The 25,098-nt window shown below is 74.1% G+C and carries 18 protein-coding genes and 1 pseudogene; 8 read left to right on the top strand and 11 right to left on the bottom strand.

Annotated elements, in window-relative coordinates:
* Positions 1-98: 98 nt before the first annotated feature.
* From EF879_RS19285 to lanKC, 4 genes are all read right to left on the bottom strand, one after another.
* Positions 99-1,976, bottom strand: coding sequence for an ABC transporter ATP-binding protein (locus tag EF879_RS19285; protein WP_123560559.1), 1,878 nt, complete (start codon positions 1,974-1,976; stop codon positions 99-101).
* Positions 1,973-3,760 (bottom strand): ABC transporter ATP-binding protein, encoded by a 1,788-nt coding sequence (locus EF879_RS19280; protein WP_123560557.1) that lies wholly within the window; start codon positions 3,758-3,760, stop codon positions 1,973-1,975. Before EF879_RS19280 ends, EF879_RS19285 begins: the two co-directional genes overlap by 4 nt.
* Positions 3,761-3,834: 74 nt before the next feature.
* Positions 3,835-3,951, bottom strand: coding sequence for a SapB/AmfS family lanthipeptide (locus tag EF879_RS19275; RefSeq protein ID WP_233604593.1), 117 nt, complete (start codon positions 3,949-3,951; stop codon positions 3,835-3,837).
* Positions 3,917-6,715, bottom strand: a complete 2,799-nt coding sequence (gene lanKC, locus EF879_RS19270; protein WP_123560555.1) for a class III lanthionine synthetase LanKC — start codon at positions 6,713-6,715, stop codon at positions 3,917-3,919. Before lanKC ends, EF879_RS19275 begins: the two co-directional genes overlap by 35 nt.
* A gap of 658 nt (positions 6,716-7,373) precedes the next feature.
* Between lanKC and EF879_RS19265 the strand changes: the two genes are divergently transcribed.
* Positions 7,374-8,567, top strand: a complete 1,194-nt coding sequence (locus EF879_RS19265; RefSeq protein ID WP_199736504.1) for a glycosyltransferase — start codon at positions 7,374-7,376, stop codon at positions 8,565-8,567.
* Positions 8,568-8,666: 99 nt separating this feature from the next.
* Here the strand turns inward: EF879_RS19265 and EF879_RS19260 are convergent, their stop codons facing one another.
* The 6 genes from EF879_RS19260 to EF879_RS19235 form a co-directional block, all read right to left on the bottom strand.
* Positions 8,667-9,929 carry a nucleotide sugar dehydrogenase gene (locus EF879_RS19260; protein ID WP_123560552.1) on the bottom strand — a complete coding sequence of 421 codons (1,263 nt, stop codon included), beginning with the start codon at positions 9,927-9,929 and terminating at the stop codon, positions 8,667-8,669.
* A gap of 221 nt (positions 9,930-10,150) precedes the next feature.
* Positions 10,151-11,614: a protein kinase gene (locus EF879_RS19255; protein ID WP_370375527.1), complete on the bottom strand. Its 1,464-nt coding sequence runs from the start codon at positions 11,612-11,614 to the stop codon at positions 10,151-10,153.
* Between the two features lie 73 nt (positions 11,615-11,687).
* Positions 11,688-12,779, bottom strand: a complete 1,092-nt coding sequence (locus EF879_RS19250) for an ABC transporter ATP-binding protein (RefSeq protein WP_123560548.1) — start codon at positions 12,777-12,779, stop codon at positions 11,688-11,690.
* A 54-nt stretch (positions 12,780-12,833) separates the two neighbouring features.
* Complete coding sequence (locus EF879_RS19245; protein ID WP_123560546.1) at positions 12,834-13,730, bottom strand: carbohydrate ABC transporter permease; 897 nt, start codon at positions 13,728-13,730, stop codon at positions 12,834-12,836.
* Positions 13,727-14,629 (bottom strand): carbohydrate ABC transporter permease, encoded by a 903-nt coding sequence (locus EF879_RS19240; RefSeq protein ID WP_233604576.1) that lies wholly within the window; start codon positions 14,627-14,629, stop codon positions 13,727-13,729. Before EF879_RS19240 ends, EF879_RS19245 begins: the two co-directional genes overlap by 4 nt.
* Positions 14,626-16,008 (bottom strand): ABC transporter substrate-binding protein, encoded by a 1,383-nt coding sequence (locus EF879_RS19235; RefSeq protein ID WP_123560544.1) that lies wholly within the window; start codon positions 16,006-16,008, stop codon positions 14,626-14,628. Before EF879_RS19235 ends, EF879_RS19240 begins: the two co-directional genes overlap by 4 nt.
* Positions 16,009-16,343: 335 nt before the next feature.
* Between EF879_RS19235 and egtA the strand changes: the two genes are divergently transcribed.
* The 6 genes and pseudogenes from egtA (at position 16,344) to EF879_RS19205 (ending at position 21,900) form a co-directional block, all read left to right on the top strand.
* Positions 16,344-17,576 (top strand): ergothioneine biosynthesis glutamate--cysteine ligase EgtA, encoded by a 1,233-nt coding sequence (egtA, locus tag EF879_RS19230; RefSeq protein ID WP_123560775.1) that lies wholly within the window; start codon positions 16,344-16,346, stop codon positions 17,574-17,576.
* Positions 17,573-18,931 carry an ergothioneine biosynthesis protein EgtB gene (gene egtB / locus EF879_RS19225; RefSeq protein WP_123560542.1) on the top strand — a complete coding sequence of 453 codons (1,359 nt, stop codon included), beginning with the start codon at positions 17,573-17,575 and terminating at the stop codon, positions 18,929-18,931. Before egtA ends, egtB begins: the two co-directional genes overlap by 4 nt.
* A pseudogene (gene egtC / locus EF879_RS19220) lies at positions 18,932-19,666 on the top strand (ergothioneine biosynthesis protein EgtC); the annotation flags it as partial.
* 170 nt (positions 19,667-19,836) lie between these two features.
* On the top strand, positions 19,837-20,808 hold the full coding sequence (gene egtD, locus EF879_RS19215) for an L-histidine N(alpha)-methyltransferase (RefSeq protein WP_123560538.1): 972 nt from the start codon (positions 19,837-19,839) through the stop codon (positions 20,806-20,808).
* Between the two features lie 188 nt (positions 20,809-20,996).
* Positions 20,997-21,584, top strand: coding sequence for a TMEM165/GDT1 family protein (locus EF879_RS19210; protein ID WP_123560536.1), 588 nt, complete (start codon positions 20,997-20,999; stop codon positions 21,582-21,584).
* A gap of 103 nt (positions 21,585-21,687) precedes the next feature.
* Positions 21,688-21,900, top strand: coding sequence for a hypothetical protein (locus EF879_RS19205; protein WP_123560534.1), 213 nt, complete (start codon positions 21,688-21,690; stop codon positions 21,898-21,900).
* A gap of 22 nt (positions 21,901-21,922) precedes the next feature.
* Here EF879_RS19205 and nhaA read toward each other — a convergent pair whose 3' ends face one another.
* Positions 21,923-23,275 carry a Na+/H+ antiporter NhaA gene (gene nhaA, locus EF879_RS19200; RefSeq protein ID WP_123560532.1) on the bottom strand — a complete coding sequence of 451 codons (1,353 nt, stop codon included), beginning with the start codon at positions 23,273-23,275 and terminating at the stop codon, positions 21,923-21,925.
* A 309-nt stretch (positions 23,276-23,584) separates the two neighbouring features.
* On the opposite strand from nhaA, the gene EF879_RS19195 reads away from it, so the two are divergent.
* A complete protein-coding gene (locus EF879_RS19195) occupies positions 23,585-25,084 on the top strand; it encodes a polysaccharide biosynthesis tyrosine autokinase (protein WP_233604575.1) in 1,500 nt (499 codons plus the stop codon).
* The last annotated feature ends 14 nt before the right edge of the window (positions 25,085-25,098 follow it).

Raw genomic sequence — 25,098 nt, 5'->3', positions numbered from 1 at the left:
CGGGTACCGGCCGGCCGTCCCAGGGCGGCCAACCCCGGGTGCTCCATGACCCGGCCACCCCGGTCGCCGCCGGGTGCTCCGCGCCGGCCGCGCGGGCGCTACCGCCCGGGGTCGGTCGCCACCGGTGCCGGCCGGGAGCCGGCCGGTGTCGCCGCCCTCAGGTCCGGTTCGCCGTGCCAGTGCCCGACCAGAGCCCGGTAGGTCGCCGAACGCGCCAGCAGTTCGTCGTGCCGGCCCAGGAGTGCCCGGCCGTCCTCGAGGATCAGCACCCGGCGGGCCCGGAGCGCCGAACTGATCCGGTGCGCGACAACCACGAGCGTGCCGGGCCGGGCCGCGAAGGCGGCCTCCACCCTCGCCTCGGCCGCCGGATCCAGGTGACAGGTGGCCTCGTCGAGGATCGCCAGCGGCGCGGGGGAGAGGTAGGCACGGGCGGCGGCGACCAGCTGTCGCTCCCCGGCGGAGAGCGCTCCCGGATCCACCGGCGCGGCGAGCCCGCCGACCCGGTTCACCAGCGGCTCCACCCCGAGGGCGGCCACGGCTGCCGCCACCGCCGCCTCGTCGGCGTCCGGGTTGAGGTAGCGGAGGTTCTCCCACAGCGTTCCGGTGAAGACGTACGCCTCCTGCGGGATGAGAACCCGGCGGGCGGCCAGCGCGGCCGGGTCGAGGCCGTCGACCGGGGCACCGTCGAGCCGCACGGTCCCCGCCCGGGGTGGGAGCAGTCCCGCGAGCACCACGGCCAGGGTGGACTTCCCGACACCGCTCGGTCCCACCACCGCCAGGTGCTCGCCCGGCGGAAGAGTCAGGTCCAGGTTGTCCAGGACGGGCCGGGCGTGTGGGCCGTACCGGACGGTGACGCTGCGGAGTTCCGCGTCGGGCACCGGCACGGGTCCGTTCGCCCCGGACGGTCGGGCGGCGGGCAGGGCAGCGGCCGGTCGGGGTACGACCCGCCCCTCGCCCGCCGCCCGTGGCCCGGTCGCGCCCCGGGCGGGGGCGGCCGACGGGCCGGTGGTCGGCGCGGGCGGCGGTGCCCCGGTGGCGGCGAGGATCCGGTCCAGGGTGACGGCGAACCGCAGGCCGCCTCCGGCCACCCCCTGCACCAGCGAGTGCAGCGCCGGTTGCAGCCCGGTGGCGACGTACACCAGGGCGCCGAGCAGCGCACCCGCGCTGAGCCCGGTACGGACCAGCCAGGGGGCCGCGACCAGCAGCGCCGCCAGGGGGAGCCATCCGCCGACCGCGAGGATCAGGCTGCGCAGCGCGGCCATCCGGGCCAGTCCGCGCTCGGCCTCGGCCTGGCGGGCCACCTGCCGGCCCACCTGCTCGGCCACGACGTCCTGCCCGCCGCACGCGGTCACGTCCCGGTGTCCGGCGAGCGCGGCGCCCACCTCGGCGCCCAGCCGCTCGTCGGCGTGCACGTACGCCCGCTGCCGGTCGGCCATCGTCGGCAGGGTGGCGACGAAGAGGAGCAGACCGGCTACCAGCGGCACCGCGACCACCCCGGTGACGACCGGGGTGAGCGAGACCAGGCCGAGCAGCGCCGCCCCGGCGGTGACGAGGAAACCCCGGACCACCATCACCAACCCGGCGAAGGTGTCCCGGACGATCTCCACCTGGTGGGTCAACCGGGCCACGGGGGCGGTGTCGGACGGCCGGGCGCCGGCGGCGGTGGCCTGGTGCAGCGCCCCCGCGACGACCCGGCGCGCGAGGTCGTCGCGGACCGGTTCCACGATCACGCCGAGGCATGCGTAGGTCCGTCCGGTCGCCACCGCACCGACGCCGATCGCGACGGCCAGTACGCCCAGCCAGCCCAGTCCGACCCCCGGTCGGCCGGCCAGGAAGCCCTCGTCCACGGCACGGGCGGTGGCATGGCCGGTGAGCAGCACCGGCAGCGCCTCCGCGGCCGACCACGCGCCGAGCCGGGCGAGCGGCCGGCCCCGACGGCGCAGTGCCCCGGCGGTGAACCGCAGGACCTCTCTCACCGGGTCGCCCCGGATGCCGCCGTGTCCGGGTCACCGGCCGGCGTCCCGACGTGCGGTCCCGGAGCGGGCCGGAGCGTCGGCCCGGTGCCGGCGCCCGGCTCCGGCGCCGCCTGGAAGACGGCGCGGTAGGCCGCGTCCCGCCACAGGTCGCGGTGCCGCCCCACCGCGCGCAGCCGACCGCCGTCGAGCCAGGCGACCAGGTCGGCCGCGGCCGCCGTGGCCGCCCGGTGGGTCACCACGAGCCGGGTACGGCGGTCGCGGTGGGTGGTGACCGACCGGGTGATCCGGTGTTCGGTGGCCGTGTCCAGGCTGGACGTCGCGTCGTCGAGGATGAGCAGCCGGTCGGCGTAGAGCGCGCGGGCCAGCCCGAGACGCTGGATCTCGCCGCCGGACATCGGCGCGTCGTCGAGCGGGGTGGCGTACCCGCGGGGCAGCCGTTCGACGACGTCGTCGACGGCGGCGGCCCGGGCCGGCCCGGCCGGGTCGGCCCGGTTCGGCCGGACCGCCGCGCCGAGGGTGACGACGTCCGCCACGGTCGTCCCGACCAGGACGGGACGCTCGAAGCCGTACCCGACGGCGCGGCGTAGGGCGGTGCGGCTCAACGTGCGCAGCGGTACCCCGTCCAGCAGGACCTCGCCGGCGTCGGGGTCGCGGAGCCGTCCGGCGACCGCCGCCAGCGTCGACTTGCCCGCGCCCGAGGGGCCGACCACCGCGAGCGTGTCGCCGGCCGGCACCCTCAGATCGATCCCGGTCAGCACCGGCCGGCCGTCGTCGGCGCGGACCGTCACCCCCACCAGCTCCAGCCGGCCACCCCCGGCGGGCAGCGTCGCCGTACCGTACGGGAGCACCGGTTCGGCCAGGATGGCCGCGACCCGGTGTGCCCCGGTACGGGTGCGGATCAGCCGGTTGAGGGTGGCCACGACCGCGCCGAGGCCGGCGCCGAGCGCGGCGTACTGCGCCGCGGCGACGAGCTGCCCGGGGCTGAGCCGCCCCTGAGCCACCGACCAGCCGCCGACCGCGACGACCGCCAGGTGCAGGAGTGGGGCGACCGCCGCCGTCCGCGCGGCGGCCCGGGCGAGCGCCGTCCAGGTACGCGCCCCGTGCCAGCCCAGCCGCGGCAGCGGGGCCAGGATCCGGGCGACCTCGGCGGGGACGGTGCCGGCGGCGGCGATGGTTCGGGCGCCCCGCAACGCCTCGGCCAGCCGTCCGGCGAGCTGGCCCTGCACGGTGAGGTACCCGGCGGCGGCGGCCGAGGCGTCGGTGACGAAGGTCCGCAGCCCGGCGGCGAGCAGCAGCAGGCCGGCGAGGAAGGTCGCGGCGAGGCGCCAGTCCAGCAGGGCGAGCGCGGCGACGCTGCCCAGCGGCGGAAGCGCCGCGGTGACGCCCGAGACGAGCGTGGTGCCGGCCCGACCGGCGTCGGCCGCCTGGCCGACCAGCCGTCCGATCAGGTCGCCCACCGAATGCCGGGCGGCGGCCCGGGGGTCGAGGGCGAGCAGGTGTCGCAGCAGTCGCTGCCGCAGCCGGGCGGTGGCTCGGGCGGTGCCGGCCCCATCGGCCAGGCTGCCCAGGGTGTCGGTGGCGACGATGAGCAGGACGAGTCCACCGGCGGCCAGCGGCCACCGGTGGTCGGCCGTGCCAAGCGCGGCGTCCACGGCCAGCCCGAGCGTCACCGGGAGCAGCAGTTCCGCCCCGGCCCCGAGCAGCGCGGCGAGGGCGAGGACGACGGTCCAGCCACCGCCGTACCCGATCGTCCGGCACAGCAGCCGGTCGCCGGCGCCGGCCATCGTGCCACCCCCCTTCGCCGCCGGAGGGCCCTGGGCGGGCAACTCCCTCCCGCCCAGGGCCGGACGCGCGCTGCTCAGTTGCAGGTCGTCACGGACAGCGAGCTGTCGCCGCAGAGCAGCAGGCTCGCCCGGCTGCCGCCGCAGCCACACCCACCGTCACCGCCACCGCGGTCGGCCGGGGTCAGCTCCATGCCCTGCAGGTCCAGAAGCGCCATGTTGTCCACCTCCCCTCGGGTCCCGGTCTCCACGTGCCCCCCGCGCGGGCGGAGGGAGCTTGGTCGCGCCGGTGAGCGGCGCGAGAAACGGCAGGGTCACCGGCCGGTCGTGCCAGGCCGCCGCGGCGGCGAGCAGCACGCCCGCCGTACCGGTGGCGAGATCCATCGACAGTCGCAGCAGCTGTTCGCCGGGGAAGGCGAGAAAATCCTGGTACGGCATCGCGTGCCAGGCCAACCGGGACAGGTGGGCGTCCAGGTCGGCCCGGTCGTCGTCGCCCCGGTCGTCGTGGCCGGTTCCCGGCCCGGCCTGGGCGAGTCGGGTCGCCAGGTAGGCGATGATGCCGGCCCGTCCGGCGAAGAGTCCGGACTGGGCGTAGAAGGGGGCCAGGGCGGCCCGCCGGATCGCCCGGGCCGAGGCGACGAGATCGGGTTCCGGGCGGTGCCGGAGGTACTGGTCGAGGACGAGTCCGATACCGACACTGCCGTGCGCCAGGTAGGGCATGGTCCGCCAGCCCTCGTTGACCTCCAGCGCGCCGTCCGGGCGCAGGACGCAGCGCCGCAGGTCGTGCCGGAGCGCGGCGCCGGCCCGGTCCAGCAGCGTGGTGTCGCCGGTCAGCTCGTACAGCCGGAGGAACATCAGGGCCGGCCCGCTGCGTCCGCGGGTGAGTCCGGCGTACGGGTTGGCTCCGCCGCTCACCTCCGAGCCGGTCACCGGGCCGTCCCCCCGCTCGTCCGGCTCCCGGTCGGGCTCGCCGAGCCGGGCCGCGACCAGCTCCGCGGCCCGCCAGGCGGCCTCTCGCAGCACCGGCTCCCCGGTCCGGCCGGCGAACTCGGCGAGGTTCAGCGCGATGCCCGACAACCCGCCGGCCAGGTCCGGACCGAGCTCCTGCCACGGCTGTCGGAGCCCGAGGTCCAGGACGTCGAGCGCCTCCTGCCGCCGGCCCAGACCGTCCAGGGCGAAGGCGATCCCGTGCAGCCCGTCGTAGAGCCCGCACCGGGTCCCGGACGGCGGGTTCAGCGCCCGCCTGACCAGCCAGTCCTCGTGCTCGGGGAACCGCCCCGCGCCGCTGAGGTGGAGCGCGTGCAACACCCCGGCGGCGCCGTGGGCGAGGTTGAGCCCGCCGCTGCGGAACTGTGCGATGTCCCCGGGAAAGAGCCGGTCGTCGCGGTCCGGGGTGGCGCTGGCCAGGATCGCGCCGGCAAGCTGGGCACGCAGCCCGGGCCAGCCGCGGCGTCCGGCGGCGAACGCCGCGCCGGGCACGGGATCGGGGCGCCCGGTGCGGCGTATCCGGTCCGGTCCGGTGGTCGCCGCGCGGTCGGGTCCGGTCGGGCGGTGGCCGACGATCTCCTCGACCGCCCGCGCGAGGAAGTCGCGGGGCACGGGGAAGTGCGTACCGATGATCTCGGCGAGGTGGGCGGCCTTGGCCGGGGCGAGCCGGACCAGCTGGGTCAGCGGAAGGAACAACGCGAGCCGGAGACAGGCGAGGGCGTAGCGGTCGACGGCGAGGCCGGTCCGGTCGCGGGGCGCCGCGAAGGCCTGGTTGCGCAGGGCGGGGCGGTCGGCCTCGTCGAGCGGCGCGGCGACCTCGAAGTCGATCAGGGTCACCCGGTCGTCGGCACCGACCATGATGTTGAACAGGTGCAGGTCGCCGTAGACGATGCCCCGGTCGGCGATCGCGTCGATGATCCGCTCCACCTGCTCGTGGACGCGGATCGCCCAGCGGGTGTACGCGGCCAGCCGCGCGTCGGTGGCGTCGGGGTCCACCAGCGGGTACCGCTCGACCAGCAGCTTGTTCAGGGCCCGCCCCTCGACGTGCCGCAACGCGAGGAAGTGGTGGTCGCCGAGGGTGAACTGGTCGTGGACCCGGGCCACCTGGGGTACGTCGGCGAGCCGGCGCAGCATGTCGGCCTCGCGGGTCAGCCGGGCGACGGCGTCCCGACCCTCGGCGTCCAGACCGGCGTGCGGCCGGGCCTCCTTGAGCACGACCCGGGTGCCGGTCCGGGTGTCCCGGCCGACGTAGAGACCCCCTCCGTTCGAGAAGTGGATGACCCGTTCGATGTGGTACGGCAGCTCGGCGGTGGTCGTCGCGTTGCGGGCGGCGAGGTGCGGACCGAGGAAGGCCGGCAGGCTCACCCAGGCGGGGACCTGGAACACCGGATCGCGCCGGTCCGGCACCAGGGTGCCGGTCGGATCCTCGATCGCCGGCACCACCTGGCCGTCCTCGCCCTGGCAGTAGCGGGCGGCGAAGCCGCCGTAGCGGACGTAGACCGGGCCGGCGCCGTACCGCAGGTCGCTGAGGATGTACGGACCGGGTTCGCCGTCCAGGCGCTCGGCGAGGTCCTTGCAGGCCAGTTCGAGTTCGGTCTCGTCCCGGGGGTAGATGGTGACGAACTTGCCGCTGGAGCCGCGGTGGGCGTACTTCGAGTTGCGCAGCAGGAGCATCCGGGGGCCACGGAGGAACTTGAAGGAGAGGCCGCGGGGCACGCAGTAGTCCCAGACAGCGGCCAGGACCCGCTCGGCGTTGTCGAGACAGGCGGAGACGTGGATCTTCCAGCCCTGCGGGGGCAGGGTCGCCCCCTCGGGGCCGTACATCAGCCAGTCGTCGTGCGGCTCGCGCCGCCAGCCCGCCGGCAACGGTCGGTCGGCGACCGCGAAGGTGGCGGTGGTGGCGCTGCCGGTGGTGAGTGAGTCGTAGAACAGCGGGTCGACCGCGCAGTACGCGTCGTAGCGTTCGTTCATCGTCCGCGGCTCCTCGGGGCGATCCCTGCGGGACCCTGATCCATCGACGCGTCAGAGTCTCCTGGGTGGTCCCGAGCCGCCACCAGTGCGTTGAGTCATCCCCCGATATGCGTCGTACACGGATACTCATGACAGATGTCATGGCCGGAAATCCACTGATGTGGAGCCTTGATTACGGGGTCTGCGTCGACGGTCGACGTCGGTGGAGGCGGAAGGTCCGGGCATTACGTACGCGCAGGAAGCCGCCGGTGGACGCGCCGTGGTGCTGGAGTCCGCGCCGTCGAGACGAATGCGAATTCATGTGTACGTCGCACCGTCGAGGAATGGTTCGGCGAATTGCGCGGGAAGCCGGCTCGACCGCTCCGGCGACACGATGACTCGATGATGGACGTTGCCACCGTCGGCCACATTCCGGTCGTCGGACGTCGCTGGGTCTGGTCCGTTCCGGTCGGCGGGGGGCACACCGGTGGCGAATCGGGTGGGCGTTGCGTGCCGAGTGAGCCGGACCCGCCTCTGTCGACGTTCCTCATTCACCGATCGCAGGTTCACGAGCGCCAGTAACGGGTATAACAGGATTAATGGTTCAATCCCGACACCGATGGCGGGCGACGGGACATGGCCGCCGGCCGGAGGTGCCGCGACTGCGAAAGGTCCTGACATGCGACCGCTTCGGGTGCTGCGGATCATCTCCCGGATGACCGTGGGAGAAGCCGCCCCCCAGGTCGGCGCGCTGTTGCGCGGACTGGACCCGGACCGGTTCGAGCAGCGGCTCTACACCGGCCCGGTCGAGCCGGGCGAGCTTGACTACCGCCGACTGGGCGCCGCCGACGTCCCGATCCGACTGCTGCCGGAACTCCGGCGCGCGACCCGGCCCACCGACGACCTCCGGGCGCTCGCCGCCCTGGTCGAGGCGATCCGCCGGTTCCGGCCGGACCTGGTGCACACCCACGACCTGCGTGGCGGGCTGCTGGGCCGTATCGCCGCCGTCGCCTGCCGGGTTCCGCTCCGGGTGCACAGCTTCCACGAGCACCCGCTGGCGGAGCGTCGGTCGCCCACCCTGACCCGGCTCGCCCTCGGCGCCGAGTGGGCCCTCGCCCGGACGAACCACGCGCTGGTCGCGGTGAACGCCCGGGTCCGTGACGAACTCCTCGCCGCCCGGATCGGCCGGCCGGCCCAGTACACCGTGATGCCGCCGGGGGTCAGTCTGCCACCGGTGCCGGAGCAGGCCGAGGCCCGGCGGACGCTGGGTCTGGGCGGACCGGGGCCGGTGGTGGCGTACGTCGGCCCGGTCACCGCGGTCAAGCGGCTGGATCGGGTGTTGGCCGTGGCGCGTGCGGTACGCCGGGTGGTCCCGGAAGCCCGCTTCGTCGTCTGCGGTACCGGGGACCGGCTCGCCGCGACCGTCGCGGCGGCGGCCGCCGACGCGCTTCCGGTGACCTTCCTGCCCTGGCGGCCCGACGTCGAGACGGTCTACGCCGCCGCCGATCTGGTGCTGCTGACGTCTGACCAGGAGGGTACGCCGCTGACCCTGATCGAGGCGGCCCAGGCGGGGCGGCCCGTCGTCGCCACCGACGTCGGCGGGGTGGCCGAGGTGGTCCGGCACGGGCGCACCGGCCTGCTCTGTGACCGGCACGATGTCGACGGGCTCTGCCGCGCGGTGGTCCGGCTCCTCGGCGACGCCGACCTGCGGCGGCGGATGGGACAGGCGGCGCAAACCGACGCCCGGGAGGCGTTCGGCACGCCGCGCCTGGTGGCCGCCACCCGGGACCTCTACCACCGGCTCGCGCTGGCCCACGGCTGCTGGATCCCGACGTACGCCGAGCCCGCTCCCGCGCTGGCCCGCGTTCCCTGACCCGCCGCCGGCCCGCCGGAGCGACGGAAGCGCTCGGTTGGCAACCGGGAGAGCGGCCGGGGAGCGGTCGGACAGGTCGTCCCGGCCCTCGTCGACGGCTCAGAGCCGCTCGACCGCCGGCCCGGAGCAGCGGTTGCGGCTGTCGAAGACGTAGCCGGCGGTCCGGGCGACCATGTCGTAGTCGAGACCGTCGTGGTCGGTCACCACCACCACGGCGTCCGCGGCCCGCACCTCGGCCTCGGTCAGCTCCACGACCGCGACCTCGGCCGGCACCTGCGCCGGATCAACGTACGGATCCACGGCCCGGATCCGGGCGCCGAGGGCGCGCAGCCGGTTGGCCACGTCGATCGCCGGGGAGTCCCGCAGGTCGCCGGTGTTCTTCTTGTACGCCAGCCCGATCAGCAGGAGCCGGGCGCCGTTGACGGCCCGGCCCCGCGCGTTCAGCCCGGCCATGACACGCTGCGCCACGTACTCCGGCATCGCGTGGTTGATGTCTCCGGCCAGCTCGATGAACCGGAACTGCCGGCCGAGCCGGCGCTTGACCTGCCAGGACAGGTAGCAGGGATCGATCGGCAGGCAGTGGCCGCCGGTTCCCGGTCCCGGGGTGAAGGACATGAAACCGAAGGGTTTGGTCGCCGCCGCCTCGATGGCCTGCCAGACGTCGATGCCCAGCTCACGGCTGAACACCGCCAGCTCGTTCACCAGGGCGATGTTGACCTGGCGGAAGGTGTTCTCGATGAGCTTGGTCAGCTCGGCGACCCGGGTGGAGTCGACCGGTACGGTCCGGGCGACGATCCGGCGGTAGAAGGCGTCGACCCGGGCCAGCGCCGCCGCGTCGATCCCGGAGACCACCTTCGGGGTGTTCTCCAGGCGCCAGGTCGGATTGCCCGGATCGATCCGCTCGGGACTGTAGCCGAGGTGGAAGTCACCGGGGCTGCGGAGCCCGCTGCCCTGCTCCAGGAGCGGCCGGAGCAGTTCCTCGGTCGTGCCGGGGTACGTCGTCGACTCCAGAATGACCGTGCACCCCGGGCGGACGTACGGGCCCAGGGCGGTGCCGGCCTGCTCCACGAAGCTGAGATCCGGCACCCCGTCGCGCAGTGGTGTCGGCACGCTGATCACGCAGACGTCGAAGTCCTTGGCGTCCGCGTAGTTGCCGGTCGGCAGGTAGCGTCCCGTGGCGAGCGCGGCGGCGAGCCGGGAGTCCGGAATGTCCTCGACGAAGGACCGCCCGCTGCCGAGCTGCCGGACGCGGGTGGGGTCGACGTCGAGCCCGACCACGTCGAGCCCGGCCTCCACCGCGGAGATCGCGAGGGGAAGGCCGACGTATCCCTGGCCGACGACAACGAGCTTTTCCCTGCTCATCTGGGCTCCCACTGTGGGCGACAACGTGGTGCATACCATAGGGTGCTTTGTCGTTGATCACACTGGAAACACGGATAAAGGCAGGTATTTCCGACTATCGCTGATCCGTCCGTGCCGGGTCGCCGTCCAAGAGCCCTTATCCGGACGGTTCGCGGTGGACAGATTGCCCACAGTAGTCGGTGCTCCGTCGAGCGTCCGCGCCGGCGCGCGGCGCGGGCTCGTCAGAGCGAGACGGGATTGGCCGGGTTGCCGCTCGGCGGGTCCGCGGGTCCCGGCTCGCTCGTGGTCGCCACCGGGCCGGTCGGCTCGGATCCCGTGCTGGGCGTGCTGGGTGGCTCGGTCTCCGGACCGGCCTCCGGGCTCTCCGGTGTGGCGCTCGGGGTCGGGGTGGGGGACTTCGATGGCCGGGGGCGGGTCGGCCCGTGGTTCGCGTCGTCCGACTCCCTGGTCCGGGTCGCGGTCTCCTCCGGGGCGGGTGCGTCGGTGCCGGCGCTGTCGGTGACGGTCGGTGACGACGGCGGCTCCGTCGCGGGCGCCCGGTCCGGCAGTTGGAAGGCGATCAGGGCGGTGACCGCCGCGGCGCTGACCCCGACCGCGGCGGCGACGCCCGCCAGGGTCAGCGGGCTTATGCCGGAACGCTTGGGCTGACTCTCGGGCAGGGCCACCACCGGGTTGTCGGCCAGGGTGTTCGGGGCCCGCCCGGAGCGTCCGGAGCCGCCGCCGGCGGGGCCGGACGCCCGACCGGTGCCCGGCGCCGTCGCGTCGCCCGGCTCGTCGGTCGTGGCGGCATCCCCGTCGCCGTCCTCGTCGCCGAGGCGGGCGGTCGCCGTCGCCGGTCCCGCGGCCGCCACCACGTCCGGATGGCGCGCCGCCGCCCGGGCTGCCCGGGCGAACTCGGCGGCGCTCGGAAAACGGTCGGCCGGGTCCTTCGCCAGCGCCCGGAAGATCAGCGCGGCGACCGGTTCCGGTACGTCGTCCGGCAGGGGTGGCGGCTCCTCGTGCAGGTGTTTCACCGCGACCTGGAGCGGCGTGTCGCCGGTGAACGGTGGGTTCCCGGCGACACACTGGTAGCCGACCACACCCAGGGCGTAGATGTCGGTGGCGGCCGAGACCGGTCGACCGGCGGCCTGCTCCGGTGCCATGTAGAGGGCGGTGCCGGGAACGGCGTTGGAGCTGGTGATGCTGGTGATCTCCACGGAGCGGGCCACCCCGAAGTCCAGCAGCCGCACCGCGCCGTTGGCCTGCACCAGCAGGTTGCTCGGCTTCACGTCCCGGTGCACGATGCCGCGCAGGTGCGTCGCGTGCAGCGCCTGCGCGGCCTCGGCGATCACCCGCAGCGTCTCGGCGGCGGCGAGACGGCCGTCCGCGCGGATCCGCTCGGAGAGCGGCTCGCCGTCGACGTACTCCATGACCAGGTAGACGGCCCGGCCGGTGGGCAGGTCGTTCTCGCCGTAGTCGTAGACCTGGACGACCCCGGGGTGCCGGAGGGCCGCCAGCATCCGCGCCTCCGCGCGGAACCGGGCGAGGAATCCGGAGTCGGTAAGCAGGGCCGGGAGCAGCACCTTGACCGCGACCCGGCGTCCGAGCACCGTGTCGGTGCCGCGCCACACGTCACCCATTCCCCCGGTGGCGACCCGTTCGTCGAGACGGTACCGCCCACCGAGAACGACTCCCGATTCCAGCACCAGCACACCGTACCCAGCGGCGTGATCGGATACGCAATCGTGCCGGTCAGGTGGCCTACGGGTGAACGGGAGCCTACACCGACCACCGGATCGCCGTCCCGTCGTCCGGACGGTAGAAGCGCATGCGTCCGGGGTCGGCGGCGAGCCAGACCCGGCTCCCGGGGCCGATCCGGACGGTCGGCGGCGTCTGCACCTTCAGCGTCCGTCCCGCCACCTCGACGGTGAGCAGGACCGCCGCCCCCGTCGGCTCGACCACCTCCACCCGGGCCGCCAGCCGATCCGGCCCGTCGGTCTCGCAGACCTCGATGTTCTCGGCCCGGATCCCGATCGTGACCTCGTCACCCGCGTGGTCGGCCAGCCCCGCGGGTGCGGAGAGGCGCTGGTCGCCGATCCGCAGCGCCGGCGCATCCCCGGCGCGGTCGAGCCGGGCCGGGAGGAAGTTCATCGGTGGTGCGCCGAGGAAACCACCGACGAACTGGTCCGCCGGAGAGTCGTACACCTCCAGCGGCGGCCCGACCTGGGCGATCCGTCCGTCCCGGAGCACCGCGATCCGGTCGCCGAGGGAGAGCGCCTCGGCCTGGTCGTGGGTGACGTAGACGGTGGTGGTGCCGAGCGTGCCGACGATCCGCTTCAGCTCCGTCCGGAACTCCTGGCGCAGCAGCGCGTCGAGATTGGACAACGGCTCGTCCATCAGCAGCACGGCGGCGTCGACCACGATCGCCCGGGCCACCGCAACCCGCTGGCGCTGGCCGCCGGAGAGCTGGGCCGGGTAGCGGTCGAGGTAGTCGGTGAGGTGCAGCAACTCGGCCGCCTCGGCGACCCGCCGCTCGACCTCCGCCTTCGGGGTCTTCCGCATGGTCAGCCCGAACGCGATGTTCTGCCGGACCCGCAGGTGGGGGAAGATGGCGTACGACTGGAAGACCATCGAGAGCCCGCGCTCGCGCGCCGGCAGGTCGGTCACGTCCCGACCCCCGATCCACACGGTTCCGGAGTCCGGGGTCTCCAGGTCGGCGATCATCCGGAGCAAGGTCGTCTTGCCGCAGCCGCTCGGCCCGACGAGGACCAGGAACTCGCCGTCCCGGACGTCGAGGCTGACGTCGTCGGTGGCCCGGCTCCGCGTTCCCGGGTACGTCTTCACCAGGTTCCGTAGCACGATCTCGGCCACGCTGCCCCCTTTCCTCGGTGTCGTCCGTCCCGTGCCACCGCCCGCGCGACCGGCTCAGCGGAGCGTGGTGCCCCACATGTTCAGCAGGTAGCGGCGCATGAACGCGATGAAGACCAGCGCCGGTACGACCAGCGCGAAGCCGCCGGCGAACCGGAAGGCCAGCGGTGAGTCGGCGAGTGTCGAGAGCACCTGGGCCGGCAGGGTACGCCGGCCGAGCGTCAGCACCGCCGCGCCGAGCACCTCGTTCCAGGAGGTGACGAACGTGAAGATGGCGGCGGCGGCGATCCCGGGCAGCGCCTGCGGGAGCACCACCCGGACGAACGCGACCGGTGCGGTGGCGCCGAAGACCATCGCCGCCTCCTCGTGCTCCACGGGCACCGCGACGAAGATCGCCGAGGTGATCAGCACCGTGGTCGGCAGCGCCAGCGCGGTGTGCAGCAACGCCACCGCGTACGTCGTGTCGTACAGGCCGGTGGCCAGGAAGACCCGGGCCAGCGGCACCGAGAGGACCACGATCGGCAGCGCCCGGGTGAGCAGCAGGAAGAGCTGGTACGGCTGCCGCCCCCGGAAGGCGTACCGGGCGACCGCGTAGCCGGCCGGGACGCCCAGGGCCAGCGACAGCACCAGGCTGAGCAGCCCCACCTCGACCGAGTTCTGGAACCCGGCGACCACCCCGGTGGTCTCCAGAAAGACCCGCATCGTCTCCACCGAGACGTCGCTGGGGACCAGGGGGAGCGGAAACCGGTTCAGGGACTCCCGGCTGGAGAGCGCCGCCAGTGCGATCAGGTAGATCGGCAGCCCCATGAAGAGGGTGACGGCGATGCAGGCGACGTGCAGGGCGATGCCGCGCCGGCGGGCCGCCCGCCCGCGCCCCGCCGGCCGTCCGCGTCGTCCCGGCTCCGGTCCCCCGGGCGACCGCCGGTGCGGCGGGCTCCCCACCCCGCGGCTCATCGCAGGCTCCCGGCCGCCGGGTCCCGGAGCACCCGCAGGTAGACGACGGCGGTGCCGATCGACGCCACCAGGATGACCAGCGCGATCGCCGCCGCCACGCCCTCGTTGCGCAGCATCACGTACCACTGGTAGGTCTCGCCCACCAACAGGGGAAAGTTCCGGCCGGTGAGCGCCTGGGCGACGGCGAAGGTCTGCAACCCGAGGATCGTTCGCAGGATCAACGCGACCTGGAGGCTCGGCCGCAGCTGCGGCAGGATGACGTGGCGCAGCCGCTGCCAGTATGTGGCGCCGAAGACCGCCGCCGCCTCGTCGTAGTCCCGCGGAACGTTCTGCAGGCCGGCGACCACGATCACCAGAACCAGCGAGGTGGCGCGCCACAGCTCGGCGAGGAGCACCGCGAGGAAGACCGTGGCCTGGTTGTCGTACGACAGCCAGGCGTAGCCGTCGCCGAGGCCGAGCCGGGCCAGCAACGAGTTGAGGTAGCCCCGGTCGGCGAAGATGGCGAGCCAGACGAGCCCGGCGGCGAGGTCGCTGATCGCCAGGGGTACACACCAGACGTAGAAGTAGAACGACGACAACCTCGGCCGTTCCCGCAGCAGCAGCGCCATGGCGAGGGCGAACGCGAACTGGAGCGGGATGAGGACGACGATCAGCAGCGCGGTGTTCCGGGCGGCGTCCCAGAAGTACGGGTCGTCGACCATCCGACGCAGATGGGCGACGGTCGCACCGTCGGCGCCGGTGAACGCCTGCGCCACGCCAACCCCGATCGGCCAGAGGAAGAGGGCGGCCAGGAACACCACGGACGGGGCGATCAGCAGCACCGGCGCCGGGATCCGGGCCCGCCGTCGGCGGCGGCGGGCGCCGGACCCGGTGGCGGCCGGATTCGGCGCGGTGGTCACGGCACCCGGCACGGCTGCCCCGCCCCCACCGGGTCCGGGCGCCAACAGGGCACCGCCAGCTCGTCCAGGATCCGGTTCAGCTCCCGGGCCTGTCGGTCCAGCACCTGCGGCACCGGCCGGCGGTCCAGGCAGATCTCCGTGAAGCAGTTCTTGAAGATCTGCGACACCTCGCCATCCCGGGCGCCGAGCCCCACCGGCGGCAGCGCGACGATCGCGCCCTCGGCCGCCTGCTGCCGGCGTATCGCCTCGGCCTCCAGCGCGATCGCCGGGGGCAGGTCGGCCGGGAGGGGAGCGTCGACGACCGGGAAGAACGCGTTGCGGCGCAGCACCTCGAGCTGCACCTCGGGGGTGGTGAGCGCCTCGATCACCTGGCGTGCCCGGTCGGCCTCGGGCGCGCCTCTCGGGATGGCCAGGCCGGCGACGACGAGCATGTAGCCCAGCCCCTTCGGGCCGCGTGGGGCGGGCGCCATCACCCAGTCGTCCGGCTTCCCCGCCGGGGCGTTGACGAGCCGGGCGACGTGATCCCAGGCGACCAGTACCTCGCCGCGCTGAAGCGGCTCCTGCATGGAGTCGAAGTTGGTCGACGCCGGCGCGGTCTGTGCCCACAGCTCGGCCAGGTAGCGCCAGGCCTGGATCGCCTCGGGGCTCCGGAATGTGGTGATCTGTCCGCCGGTGAAGCTCGGCAGCAGGTAACCCTGGAAGAACCGGTGGTACAGACCCTTCGGCCCGCAGGGGAGCCCGAACACCGGCCGGCCACCGTTGCCCCGCCGGGCGGCGGTGACCCAGGTGAGAAACTGGTCGTAACTCAGATTCTGCACGTCCACGCCGCTGGGCAGCCACTCCAGGGCCCGCTTGTGCACCGCGAGGACGTACGACGCCTGCATCCACGGCACGTACGTCGTGGCACCGCCCGAGAGCCTCCCGAGCGCGGCGATCTCCGGCGGGAACCGGCGGTCGCCGAGCGCGGCCATCAGCTCGTCGAGGTTCTCGAACCGGTCGGCGTGTGGGGCGAGGTCGCCGTGCAGGCCGCCGACGAGGCTGATCTGCACCCGGTTCGCCGCGACCTGCGAGGTGATCGTCGAGGCGAAGACGTTCCCCTCGACCGGGTTGTACGCGACGGCGCCACCCGGCACCCGCTCACGGAGGATCTGCTCGAATCGCCGCCGCTCCTCGACGGGGGTGAACTGGGTGGAGAGGAAGGTGATCGCCCCCTCCTCGTCGGAGCCGCTGGTCGAGGCGCCGCCACAGGCGGTGAGGAGGGGGGCCGCTCCGGCGGTGAGGCCGAGGCCGAGCAGCCGCCGGCGGTCCAGCCGGAGCGCCGGGCGGGAGCCGGGCGAACGAAGCGTACCGACGGTGCCTGAGCGGGTGCGTGGTGCCATCGTGCCTCCCCGTCCTCGTGGTGGTGGACGCCGGACCCGACACCTGCGGCGCCGGTGACCAGCCCGAGCGGAGTGTCACAAGTGCACATATTCGCAAGCTTGGTGTCAAGTGGGGTGCCCCCGACGGTACGACCGGGCCGCCGCCGCATGGCGCCCGCGCCCGGGCCCGGCGCGCGGCACGCCATGGGGTGGCCATCCTCGGGGCGGCCATCCTCCACGCCCTGATCCGGCGCATCGCGGCCGGAGGTTATCCGGGTCTGGTCGTGGGTACGGGTCTGTCCCACGCCCGGGCCGGTCGACGGGGTGGCGTGCGCGGCGCGGAAGGGGTGTGCCCGATGACGTCGTCGGAGCTGGACAGCGGCACGGTGCTGCGCGCGGTCGACGACGCCGAGGGCTACGTCGCCCGGATCTGCTTCAAGACCGGCCCGCCCACCCTGACCGGGGTGGAACTGGAGTGGACCGTGCACGACGCCGTCGAGCCGACCCGACCGGTCACCCGGCGGCGGCTGCGCGCCGCGCTCGGCGCGTACGCCCCGACGACCCTCGACCCGGGCAGCCCGGCCGTCCCGCTCCCCGGCTCCGGCGCCGTCAGCGTGGAGCCGGGCGGCCAGGTGGAGCTCTCCACCGTACCCTGCCGATCCCTGCGAGACCTGTACGAGCGCACCCGCTCCGACGTCGACCACCTCACCGGGCTGCTCGGTGCCGCCGGCCTCGTGCTTGGCCGCACGGGGATCGACCCGTACCGCCCCCCGGTTCCGGTGGTCGACACCCCTCGCTACCGGGCGATGCGGTGCGCCTTCGACCGGCTCGGTGTCGCGGGTCGGACGATGATGTACAGCACCGCCGGACTCCAGCTCTGCGTCGACGCCGGGACGCCCGCCCAGGTCGCCGAGCGGTGGGCCGCCGCGCACGCGCTCGGGCCGCCGCTGCTCGCGCTCTTCGCCACCGCCCGCCGGCACCGCGGCCGGGACACCGGCTGGGCGTCCGCCCGGATGGCCACCTGGCAGTGCATCGACCCGACCCGGACCCGCCCGGTCTGGGCGCCGGGCGACGCGCCGGTCGACCCGGCGACCGTCTGGGCCCGGTACGCGCTGGCCGCGCCGCTGCTCTGCCTGCGTCGGGACGGCGACGACTGGAGCGTGCCGCCCGGGGTCACGTTCCAGGACTGGCTGGCCGGGGCGCTGCCCCGTCCGCCGACCACCGACGACCTCGACTACCACCTGAGCACGCTCTTCCCGCCGGTCCGTCCGCGGGGCTACCTCGAACTGCGCTACCTCGACTGCCAGCCGGCGGGGGAGTGGATCGCTCCGGTCGGGGTGCTGGCAGCGCTGTTGGGCGACGACCGAACCCGGGACGCCGCCCGCGCGGTGTGCGAGCCGGTCGCCGGCCGGTGGGTCGAGGCGGCCCGGTGGGGGCTGCGGGACCCGGTGGTGGCCGTGGCGGCCCGCCGGGTGCTGGACCTGGCGATGCGGGCGCTGGACCGGACCGGGCTCCCCACGGCGACCCGCGCGGAGATCGCACGGATCGTGGCGCGCCGACTGGCCGCCGCAGAGGAGGACCGACCATGATCGAATCCCGTGCCCGGACGGACTCCGCCGAGCGGCTGCGTAGCCGGATCGCCGCGGAGCTGACCCGGGCCCGCGACCGCAGCCGGCTGCTCACCGACGCGGTGGACGACGACGACCTGGTCCGCCAGCACTCGCCGATCATGTCGCCGCTGGTCTGGGATCTGGCCCACGTCGGCAACCAGGAGGAGCTGTGGCTGGTCCGCGACGTCGGGGGCCGCGAGCCGGTCCGGTGCGACATCGACGACCTGTACGACGCCTTCCGGCATCCCCGCCGGGAGCGCCCGTCGCTGCCGCTGCTCGGGCCCGGGGAGGCCCGCTCCTACGTGGCGACCGTCCGGGCGAAGGTCCTGGACCTGCTCGACGGAATCCGGTTCGACGGACGCCGGCTGGTCGCCGACGGGTTCGTCTTCGGCATGATCGCCCAGCACGAGCAGCAGCACGCGGAGACCATGCTCGCCACCCACCAGCTCCGGGCCGGGCCGCCGGTCCTGGCCGCACCGCCTCCGCCGCCCGCCGCGGTACGGGTCGGCGGGGAGGTCCTGGTGCCGGCGGGGCCGTTCGAGATGGGGACCTCGACCGACCCGTGGGCGCTGGACAACGAGCGCCCCGCGCACCGGGTGGAGCTGCCGGCGTACGTCATCGACGCCGCACCGGTCACCAACGCGGCGTACCGCGAGTTCGTGACCGACGGCGGATACGCCGACCCGCGCTGGTGGAGCGCGGAGGGGTGGCGGCACCGCCGCGCCGCCGGACTCGTCGCGCCGATGCACTGGCGGCGGGACGGCGCCGACTGGGGCTGTCTCCGGTTCGGTCGGTTCGGCCCGCTGGTCCCCGACGAGCCGGTGGTGCACGTCAGCTACTACGAGGCCGAGGCGTACGCCGCCTGGGCCGGCAAGCGGCTGCCGACCGAGGCCGAGTGGGAGAAGGCGGCCCGCTGGGACCCGGCGACCGGACGCTCCCGGCGGTACCCGTGGGGTGACGGCGAGCCGACGCCGGAGCACGCCAACCTGGGGCAGCGGCACCTGGCGCCGGCGCCGGTCGGGGCGTACCCGGCGGGCGCCTCGCCGCTCGGGGTGCACCAGCTGATCGGCGACGTCTGGGAGTGGACGTCCAGCACCTTCCGGGGCTACCCCGGCTTCGCGGCCTTCCCGTACCGCGAGTACTCCGAGGTCTTCTTCGGCACCGAGTACCGGGTGCTGCGGGGCGGGTCGTTCGGTACCGACCCGGTCGCCTGCCGGGGCACCTTCCGCAACTGGGACCTGCCGATCCGCCGGCAGATCTTCAGCGGGTTCCGCTGTGCCCGGGATGCCCGGCCCGAGGAGGCGGCCGCCGGCCGCGCGGAGCCGGGGCGCTGAATGTGTCGCCACCTCGCCTACCTCGGGCCGCCGGTGCCGCTGGCCACCCTGCTGTTCGACCCGCCGCACGCGCTGGCCCGGCAGGCGGACGCGCCACGGGACATGCGCGGTGGGGGGACGGTGAACGTCGACGGGTTCGGCGTCGGCTGGTACCCGGCTGACGGCCCGCCGGTGCGCTACCGGCGTACCGGTCCGATCTGGACCGATCCCGACCTGCCGGCGCTGGCCGCCGCGACCGTCTCCGGCGCGGTGCTGGCCTCGGTCCGCTCGGCCACCGTCGGGATGCCGGTCACCGAGTCCGCGACCGCGCCGTTCGCCGAGGGGGCCTGGTTGTTCAGCCTGAACGGCCTGGTTCCGGGCTGGCCCGACTCGATCGCGGCGCTGGCCGGCCGGCTCCCCACCCGGGACCTGCTCACCCTGGAGGCGCCGACCGACGCCGCGACGGTCTGGGCGCTGCTGCGGCACCGGCTGCGGACCGGGGCGGATCCGGTCCGCGCCGTCGCCGGGACGGTCCGCGAGGTCGTCGCCGCCGCGCCGCGTTCCCGGCTCAACGTACTGGTCACCGACGGGCACGTCGTGCTCGGCACCGCCGTCGGGCACGCGCTGTCGGTCCGGGCGGCGGGCGAGTCGGTGCTGGTCTGCTCCGAGCCGCTCGACGCGGATCCGGACTGGCGGCCGGTGCCGGACGGCCACCTCGTGCTGGCCGCCGCCGGCCGGTGCGAGATCCGACGACTGGACGCCGCCGATCGGGGTGCGACGTGGCGACCGGATTCCGACTGGGCCGGGAACCCCACCGTGCGGGGCACGGATAGCCGGGGTGCGGGTATCGCGGAGTCGGAGCGGAGCCGCGTGGCGGCGGGCGCCGGAGGGAGAGCGGCGCAGGGGCGGAGGAGGGGGAGAGACGCGTGACCGCCGAACCATTGGAGATCTACCTGGAGGAGGGGGACCTGCTCCGGGCGCTCCGGTCCGACGTCCGGACCGGGTTGACGGCCGTACCGAAGTGGTTGCCCCCGAAGTGGTTCTACGACGCGCGGGGGAGTGAGCTGTTCGAGCAGATCACCCGGCTGCCGGAGTACTACCCGACCCGGACCGAGCGGGCGGTGTTGGCCGCGCACGCGTCGGAGATCGCCCGGACCACCGCGGCCAAGACCCTGATCGAACTCGGCTCGGGCTCCTCGGAGAAGACCCGGCTGCTGCTCGACGCGCTGACCGCACGGGGGAGCCTCGGCACCTTCGTGCCGTTCGACGTCTCGGTCAGCGCGCTGCGGCAGGCGACCGCCGCGATCGCCGCCGACTATCCGGGGCTGCGGGTCCGCGGCATCGTCGGCGACTTCACCCGGCACCTGGACCGGCTCCCCACCGGCGGCCGGCGGCTGGTGGCATTCCTCGGCGGGACGATCGGCAACCTGCTGCCGGCGGAGCGCGCCGCGTTCCTGCGGACGACGCGCGCCGTGCTGGAACGGGGCGACTGGCTGCTGCTCGGCACCGACCTGGTCAAGGACCCCGGGCTGCTCCTCCCGGCGTACGACGACGCGGCCGGGGTGACGGCGGAGTTCAACCGGAACGTGCTGCGGGTGCTCAACCGCGAGTTGGGCGCCGACTTCGATCCGGAGGCGTTCGCGCACGTGGTGGTCTGGGAGCCGGCGCGACACTGGATCGAGATGCGGCTGCGGGCCGGTACGCCGCAGCGGGTGCACATCCCCGCCCTCGACCTGGAGGTCGGCTTCGCCGCGGGAGAGGAGCTGCGCACCGAGGTCTCGGCGAAGTTCCGCCCCGGGGACGTCGACGCCGAGCTGACCGGCGCCGGTTTCGCGACCCGGCGCCGCTGGACCGACGGTCGCGGCTGGTACGCGCTGACCCTGGCGCAGGCCGCCTGATGAGATCGGGTACGCTTCGCGTCAGCGAAGGGGAGTAGCTCCCAACGTCGTGGTCGACACACTGGCGCGTCTCGCGCCCGGCCACGCGGCCTCACCTCAGGTGGGGCGGGCGAGACCTTCGACTCAGGCAGGAATGCCGGGTCGAGGTCGCCGTAGCCCTCTCCCGGCATCGACCGGGAAAGGGAGTCATGGAGGATTTCGGCACGGCCCTGGCGGTCAGTTTCGGCGTCATCTTCGTCGCGGAACTGGGCGACAAGTCACAGCTGATGGCGCTGACCTTCGCCACCAGGTTCCGGGCGCTGCCCGTCCTGCTCGGCATCACGGTGGCGACCTCGGTGGTCCACCTCGCGTCGGTGGCGCTCGGCGCCGGGCTGGGCGCGACGCTCCCGACCGGATGGATCACGGTGCTGGCCGGGTTGGCGTTCCTCGGCTTCGCGGCGTGGACCCTGCGCGGGGACGCCCTGACCGAGGAGGAGCGGCGCAAGGCCGAGCGAACCAGCCGATCGGCGATCATCGCGGTGTCGGTCGCGTTCTTCCTGGCCGAGCTGGGTGACAAGACGATGCTGGCGACGATCACCCTCGCCACCCAGCACGGCTGGTTCGGCACCTGGCTGGGATCCACCGTCGGCATGGTCGCCGCCGACGCGCTGGCGATCGGGGTGGGCCGGATCCTCGGCCGTCGCCTCCCCGAGCGGGCGATCCGGTACGGAGCCAGCGTGCTCTTCGCGATCTGCGGCCTCTGGCTGCTGCTGGACGCGGTCCGGCAGCTCACCTGAGCGCCCCGTCGGTGCCCGGTGTGTGCCGCCCGCCCGTGGGGTACGCCGTACCCGAGCGGGACGGGCGGTTTCGCCCACCTGCCGCCGGAACGGAGGATCAGGTATGACCAGGCACGATGAGCCGAACGAGTACGGCTTCGCCGGGGACCCGACCGCGCCCGAGCCGGAGCCACCGCACAGGCGGGACGTGGCGCGGGAGGAGGCCGAGGAGGCGGCGGTGCCGGGGTCGGACCTGTCCCGTGAGTTCCGCGAGGCGCTCGCCGACTCCGACCTGGACGAGGACGAGGACGTCACCCCGGGCCGGCCGGGTTCCTGACCCGGCTTTCGGGTGAGCCGGGTCAGCGGCCCCGCCCGGGATCGTCGGCCGGGTCCGGGGCGTCCCCGGGATCCTGGGAGACGTCGGGGACCCCGGCACCGTCCGTGTGCCGAATCTCCGCCCCGCGCAGCTGCCGGTGCGCGGCGTTCCGGAATGCCAGCACCGCCGACGCCAGCAGCGCCGAGGTCAGCGATCCGGCCAGGACGGCGGCCTTGACCTGGCCGTCGGCCGGGCTGCCGGTCCCGAAGGCGAGCTCGCCGATGAGCAGGGAGACGGTGAAGCCGATCCCGCCGAGCAACGCGACCCCGAACAGGTCCGGCCAGCGGATGCCCTGACCGAGTTCGGCCCGGGTGAACCGGGCGAGCAGGTACGTCGAGCCGAAGATGCCCAGTGTCTTGCCCGCGACCAACCCGGCGACGACGGCGAGCACGATCGGCTCCCGGACCAGCGCGCCGAGGTCGGTGTCGCGAAGCGTCACCCCGGCGGCGAAGAACGCGAAGACCGGCACCGCGAAGCCGGCCGAGGCCGGCCGCCAGAGGTGCTCGAGGTGCTCGGCCATCGGGCGTGGCTCGCCGGGACGGGTCAGGACCGGGACGGTGAAGCCGAGCAGGACGCCGGCGACGGTGGCGTGGACCCCCGAGGCGTGCATCAGGGCCCAGCTCAGCGCCCCCAGCGGCAGTAGCGCCCACCACCAGGTCCGGCGTCGCTGCACGAGCAGCCTGAACAGGCCGACCACCAGCAGCGCGCCGAGCAGCGGTACCGGTTCGAGGTGGTCGGTGTAGAAGACGGCGATCACCGCGATCGCCCCGAGGTCGTCGACCACGGCCAGGGTGAGCAGGAACGCCCGGAGTCCGTGCGGCAGATGCGAGTTGATCACGGCGAGCACCGCGAGGGCGAACGCGATGTCGGTCGCCATCGGGATCGCCCAGCCGGCGTACGCGGTACTGCCGCGGGCGGCGATCACCGCCACGTAGATCACGGCCGGCAGAACCATGCCACTGAGTGCCGCCACCACCGGCACGATGGCCCGGCGTGGGTCTCGCAGGTCCCCGACCACGAACTCCCGCTTGAGTTCGAGGCCGACCACGAAGAAGAAGATCGCCAGCAGTCCGTCGGCCGCCCAGGCGGCCAGGCTGAGGTCGAGGTGCAGCGGGGCGCCGCCCGGCCAGGGGACGTACCGGCCCAGGGCGAGGTAGCTCTCGGACCAGGGGGAGTTCGCCCAGGCCAGGGCGAGCACGGCACCGAGGAGCAGCAACCCGCCACCGACGGTCTCGGTGCGGAGCATCTCCGCGACGAACCGGGCCTCCGGCCAGGAGCTTCGCCGAAAGAACCGTCGGACGGGGCCGGGCCGGTGGGGGCGGGTGCGGGGCGTCATCCGGGAAGTCACCTCGGCTTCGGGGCAGGCGGCGGCGAGGCCGACCAGACTTCCCGGCACTCCTGGTGATCATCCTACCCGGTCGTCGTCCCGATCCGGATCCCCGCGACCGCGAGGTGTGACGGATTCCCGGGGTCGAGGGGGGCGCATGGTCGTTTGGCGGGTTCCGACCGGGTTGGCCCGAGTGTGGCTACCTAGGGCGTTCAATCATCTACATTCGGTAGGAGACGTCGAGCGACAAGTGTGAACTTTTCACACTGTCGCAATTTTTCAGAGCACAAGAGGTCTTTGGCACCGCACGACCGGTTGGTGCTGAGACGGGAGGCCTGCCTGATGGATCTACAGAACTACCTGCGCGCGCTGCGTCAACGCTGGTGGGTGGTGCTCGCGACGGTGATGGTCGCGCTCGGCGTCGCCGGCTTCGTCACGGTGCGGGCCACGCCGCAGTACGGCGCGTCGGTGACCTTCTTCGTCACGTCGCCGAGTCAGGGCGTGAGCGACGCGTACCAGGGCGGGCTGTTTCTCCAACAGCGGGTCAAGTCGTACGTCGACCTGCTGACCAGCGACCGCCTGGCGCAGACCATCGTCGCCGAGGAGCAGTTGGGGCTGACCGCCGACGAGGTACGGTCCCGGATCAGCGCGCGGGTGGAGGCGGACACCGTGCTGCTCTCCGCGACGGTGACCGACAGCGACCAGGCCCGGGCGCTCCGGCTGACCGAGGCGCTGGCGGCGCACTTCGTCACGCTCGTGCAGACCATCGAGACCCCGCCCGGGGCGAGGGAGGCGCCGCTCAAGATCGAGGTGGTCGGCGGTCCCCGGGTCGACGCCGAGCCGGTCTCCCCGCGGCCGGTCCGCAACCTGCTGCTGGCGGGAATCCTCGGGCTGGTGCTCGGCGTGGGGCTCGCGGTGCTGCGCGGGCTGACCGACACCACCGTCCGCGACGGCGACGCGTTGCAGGAGATCACCTCCGCACCCCTGCTCGGCAGCATCCCGTACGACGGGCACGCCCGGTCCAGCCCGTTGATCGTCGGCGCCGCCGCCCAGTCGCCCCGGGCGGAGGCGATGCGCAAGTTGCGGACGAACCTGCGGTTCGTCGACGCCCAGGAGCCGGCCCGGGTCATCGCCGTCACCAGCGCCGTCCAGGCCGAGGGGAAGTCCACACTCGCCTGCAACCTGGCGATCACCCTGGCCGAGGCGGGCTGGCAGGTGCTCCTCGTCGACGCCGACCTGCGCCGTCCCCGGGTGGCGGGCTATCTCGGAATCCCCGCCGGCGCCGGCCTGACCGACGTGTTGATCGGCGAGGTTCCGGTGGAGGACGTCCTGCAGCCGTGGGGGGACAAGTCCCTCCTGGTCCTGCCCGGCGGATCGGTGCCGCCGAACCCCAGCGAACTCCTCGGTTCGAAGGCGATGGCGGACCTGCTGCTGTCGCTGCGGGACCTGACCGACATCGTCATCATCGACACCCCGCCCCTGCTCGCCTTCACCGACGGCGTGGTGGTCGCGGTCCAGGCCGACGGGGCGCTGCTGGTCTCGCGGGGCGGCCGGACCCCGCGGGCGCAGACCGCCGCCGCGGCGCGGGCGCTGCACTCGGTTTCCGCCCGGCTCCTGGGCTGCGTCCTGAACATGTCGAAGGAAAACAAGATCGATGTCGAGCAGTACCGCGCGTACCGGCGGGGGGTTCCGGTGGAGAATCTTCTCGGACGCCGGGACGACCGACGAGACGACCCGGGTCCGGCACGCATCCCCCTGGACGGCGCCGGCCTTGGCCTGCCGGCGGACACCGAGGAACTCAGCCGGGTGCCGCGATGACGCGGGGCACCGGC

Source organism: Micromonospora sp. HM5-17 (genome assembly GCF_003762835.1).
Taxonomy (GTDB): domain Bacteria; phylum Actinomycetota; class Actinomycetes; order Mycobacteriales; family Micromonosporaceae; genus Plantactinospora.
This window is presented reverse-complemented; position numbering and strand designations above follow the sequence as displayed.

Bases quoted from the DNA above. Each gene is read 5' to 3' on its own strand.
- EF879_RS19265 (WP_199736504.1), top strand. From the start codon at position 7,374: ATGCGACCGCTTCGGGTGCTGCGGATCATCTCCCGGATGACCGTGGGA.
- EF879_RS19275 (WP_233604593.1), bottom strand. From the start codon at position 3,951: ATGGAGCTGACCCCGGCCGACCGCGGTGGCGGTGACGGTGGGTGTGGC.
- lanKC (WP_123560555.1), bottom strand. From the start codon at position 6,715: ATGAACGAACGCTACGACGCGTACTGCGCGGTCGACCCGCTGTTCTAC.
- EF879_RS19210 (WP_123560536.1), top strand. From the start codon at position 20,997: ATGGAGGATTTCGGCACGGCCCTGGCGGTCAGTTTCGGCGTCATCTTC.
- egtA (WP_123560775.1), top strand. From the start codon at position 16,344: ATGACGTCGTCGGAGCTGGACAGCGGCACGGTGCTGCGCGCGGTCGAC.
- EF879_RS19205 (WP_123560534.1), top strand. From the start codon at position 21,688: ATGACCAGGCACGATGAGCCGAACGAGTACGGCTTCGCCGGGGACCCG.
- EF879_RS19235 (WP_123560544.1), bottom strand. From the start codon at position 16,008: ATGGCACCACGCACCCGCTCAGGCACCGTCGGTACGCTTCGTTCGCCC.
- EF879_RS19280 (WP_123560557.1), bottom strand. From the start codon at position 3,760: ATGGCCGGCGCCGGCGACCGGCTGCTGTGCCGGACGATCGGGTACGGC.
- EF879_RS19245 (WP_123560546.1), bottom strand. From the start codon at position 13,730: ATGAGCCGCGGGGTGGGGAGCCCGCCGCACCGGCGGTCGCCCGGGGGA.
- egtB (WP_123560542.1), top strand. From the start codon at position 17,573: ATGATCGAATCCCGTGCCCGGACGGACTCCGCCGAGCGGCTGCGTAGC.
- EF879_RS19260 (WP_123560552.1), bottom strand. From the start codon at position 9,929: ATGAGCAGGGAAAAGCTCGTTGTCGTCGGCCAGGGATACGTCGGCCTT.
- nhaA (WP_123560532.1), bottom strand. From the start codon at position 23,275: ATGACGCCCCGCACCCGCCCCCACCGGCCCGGCCCCGTCCGACGGTTC.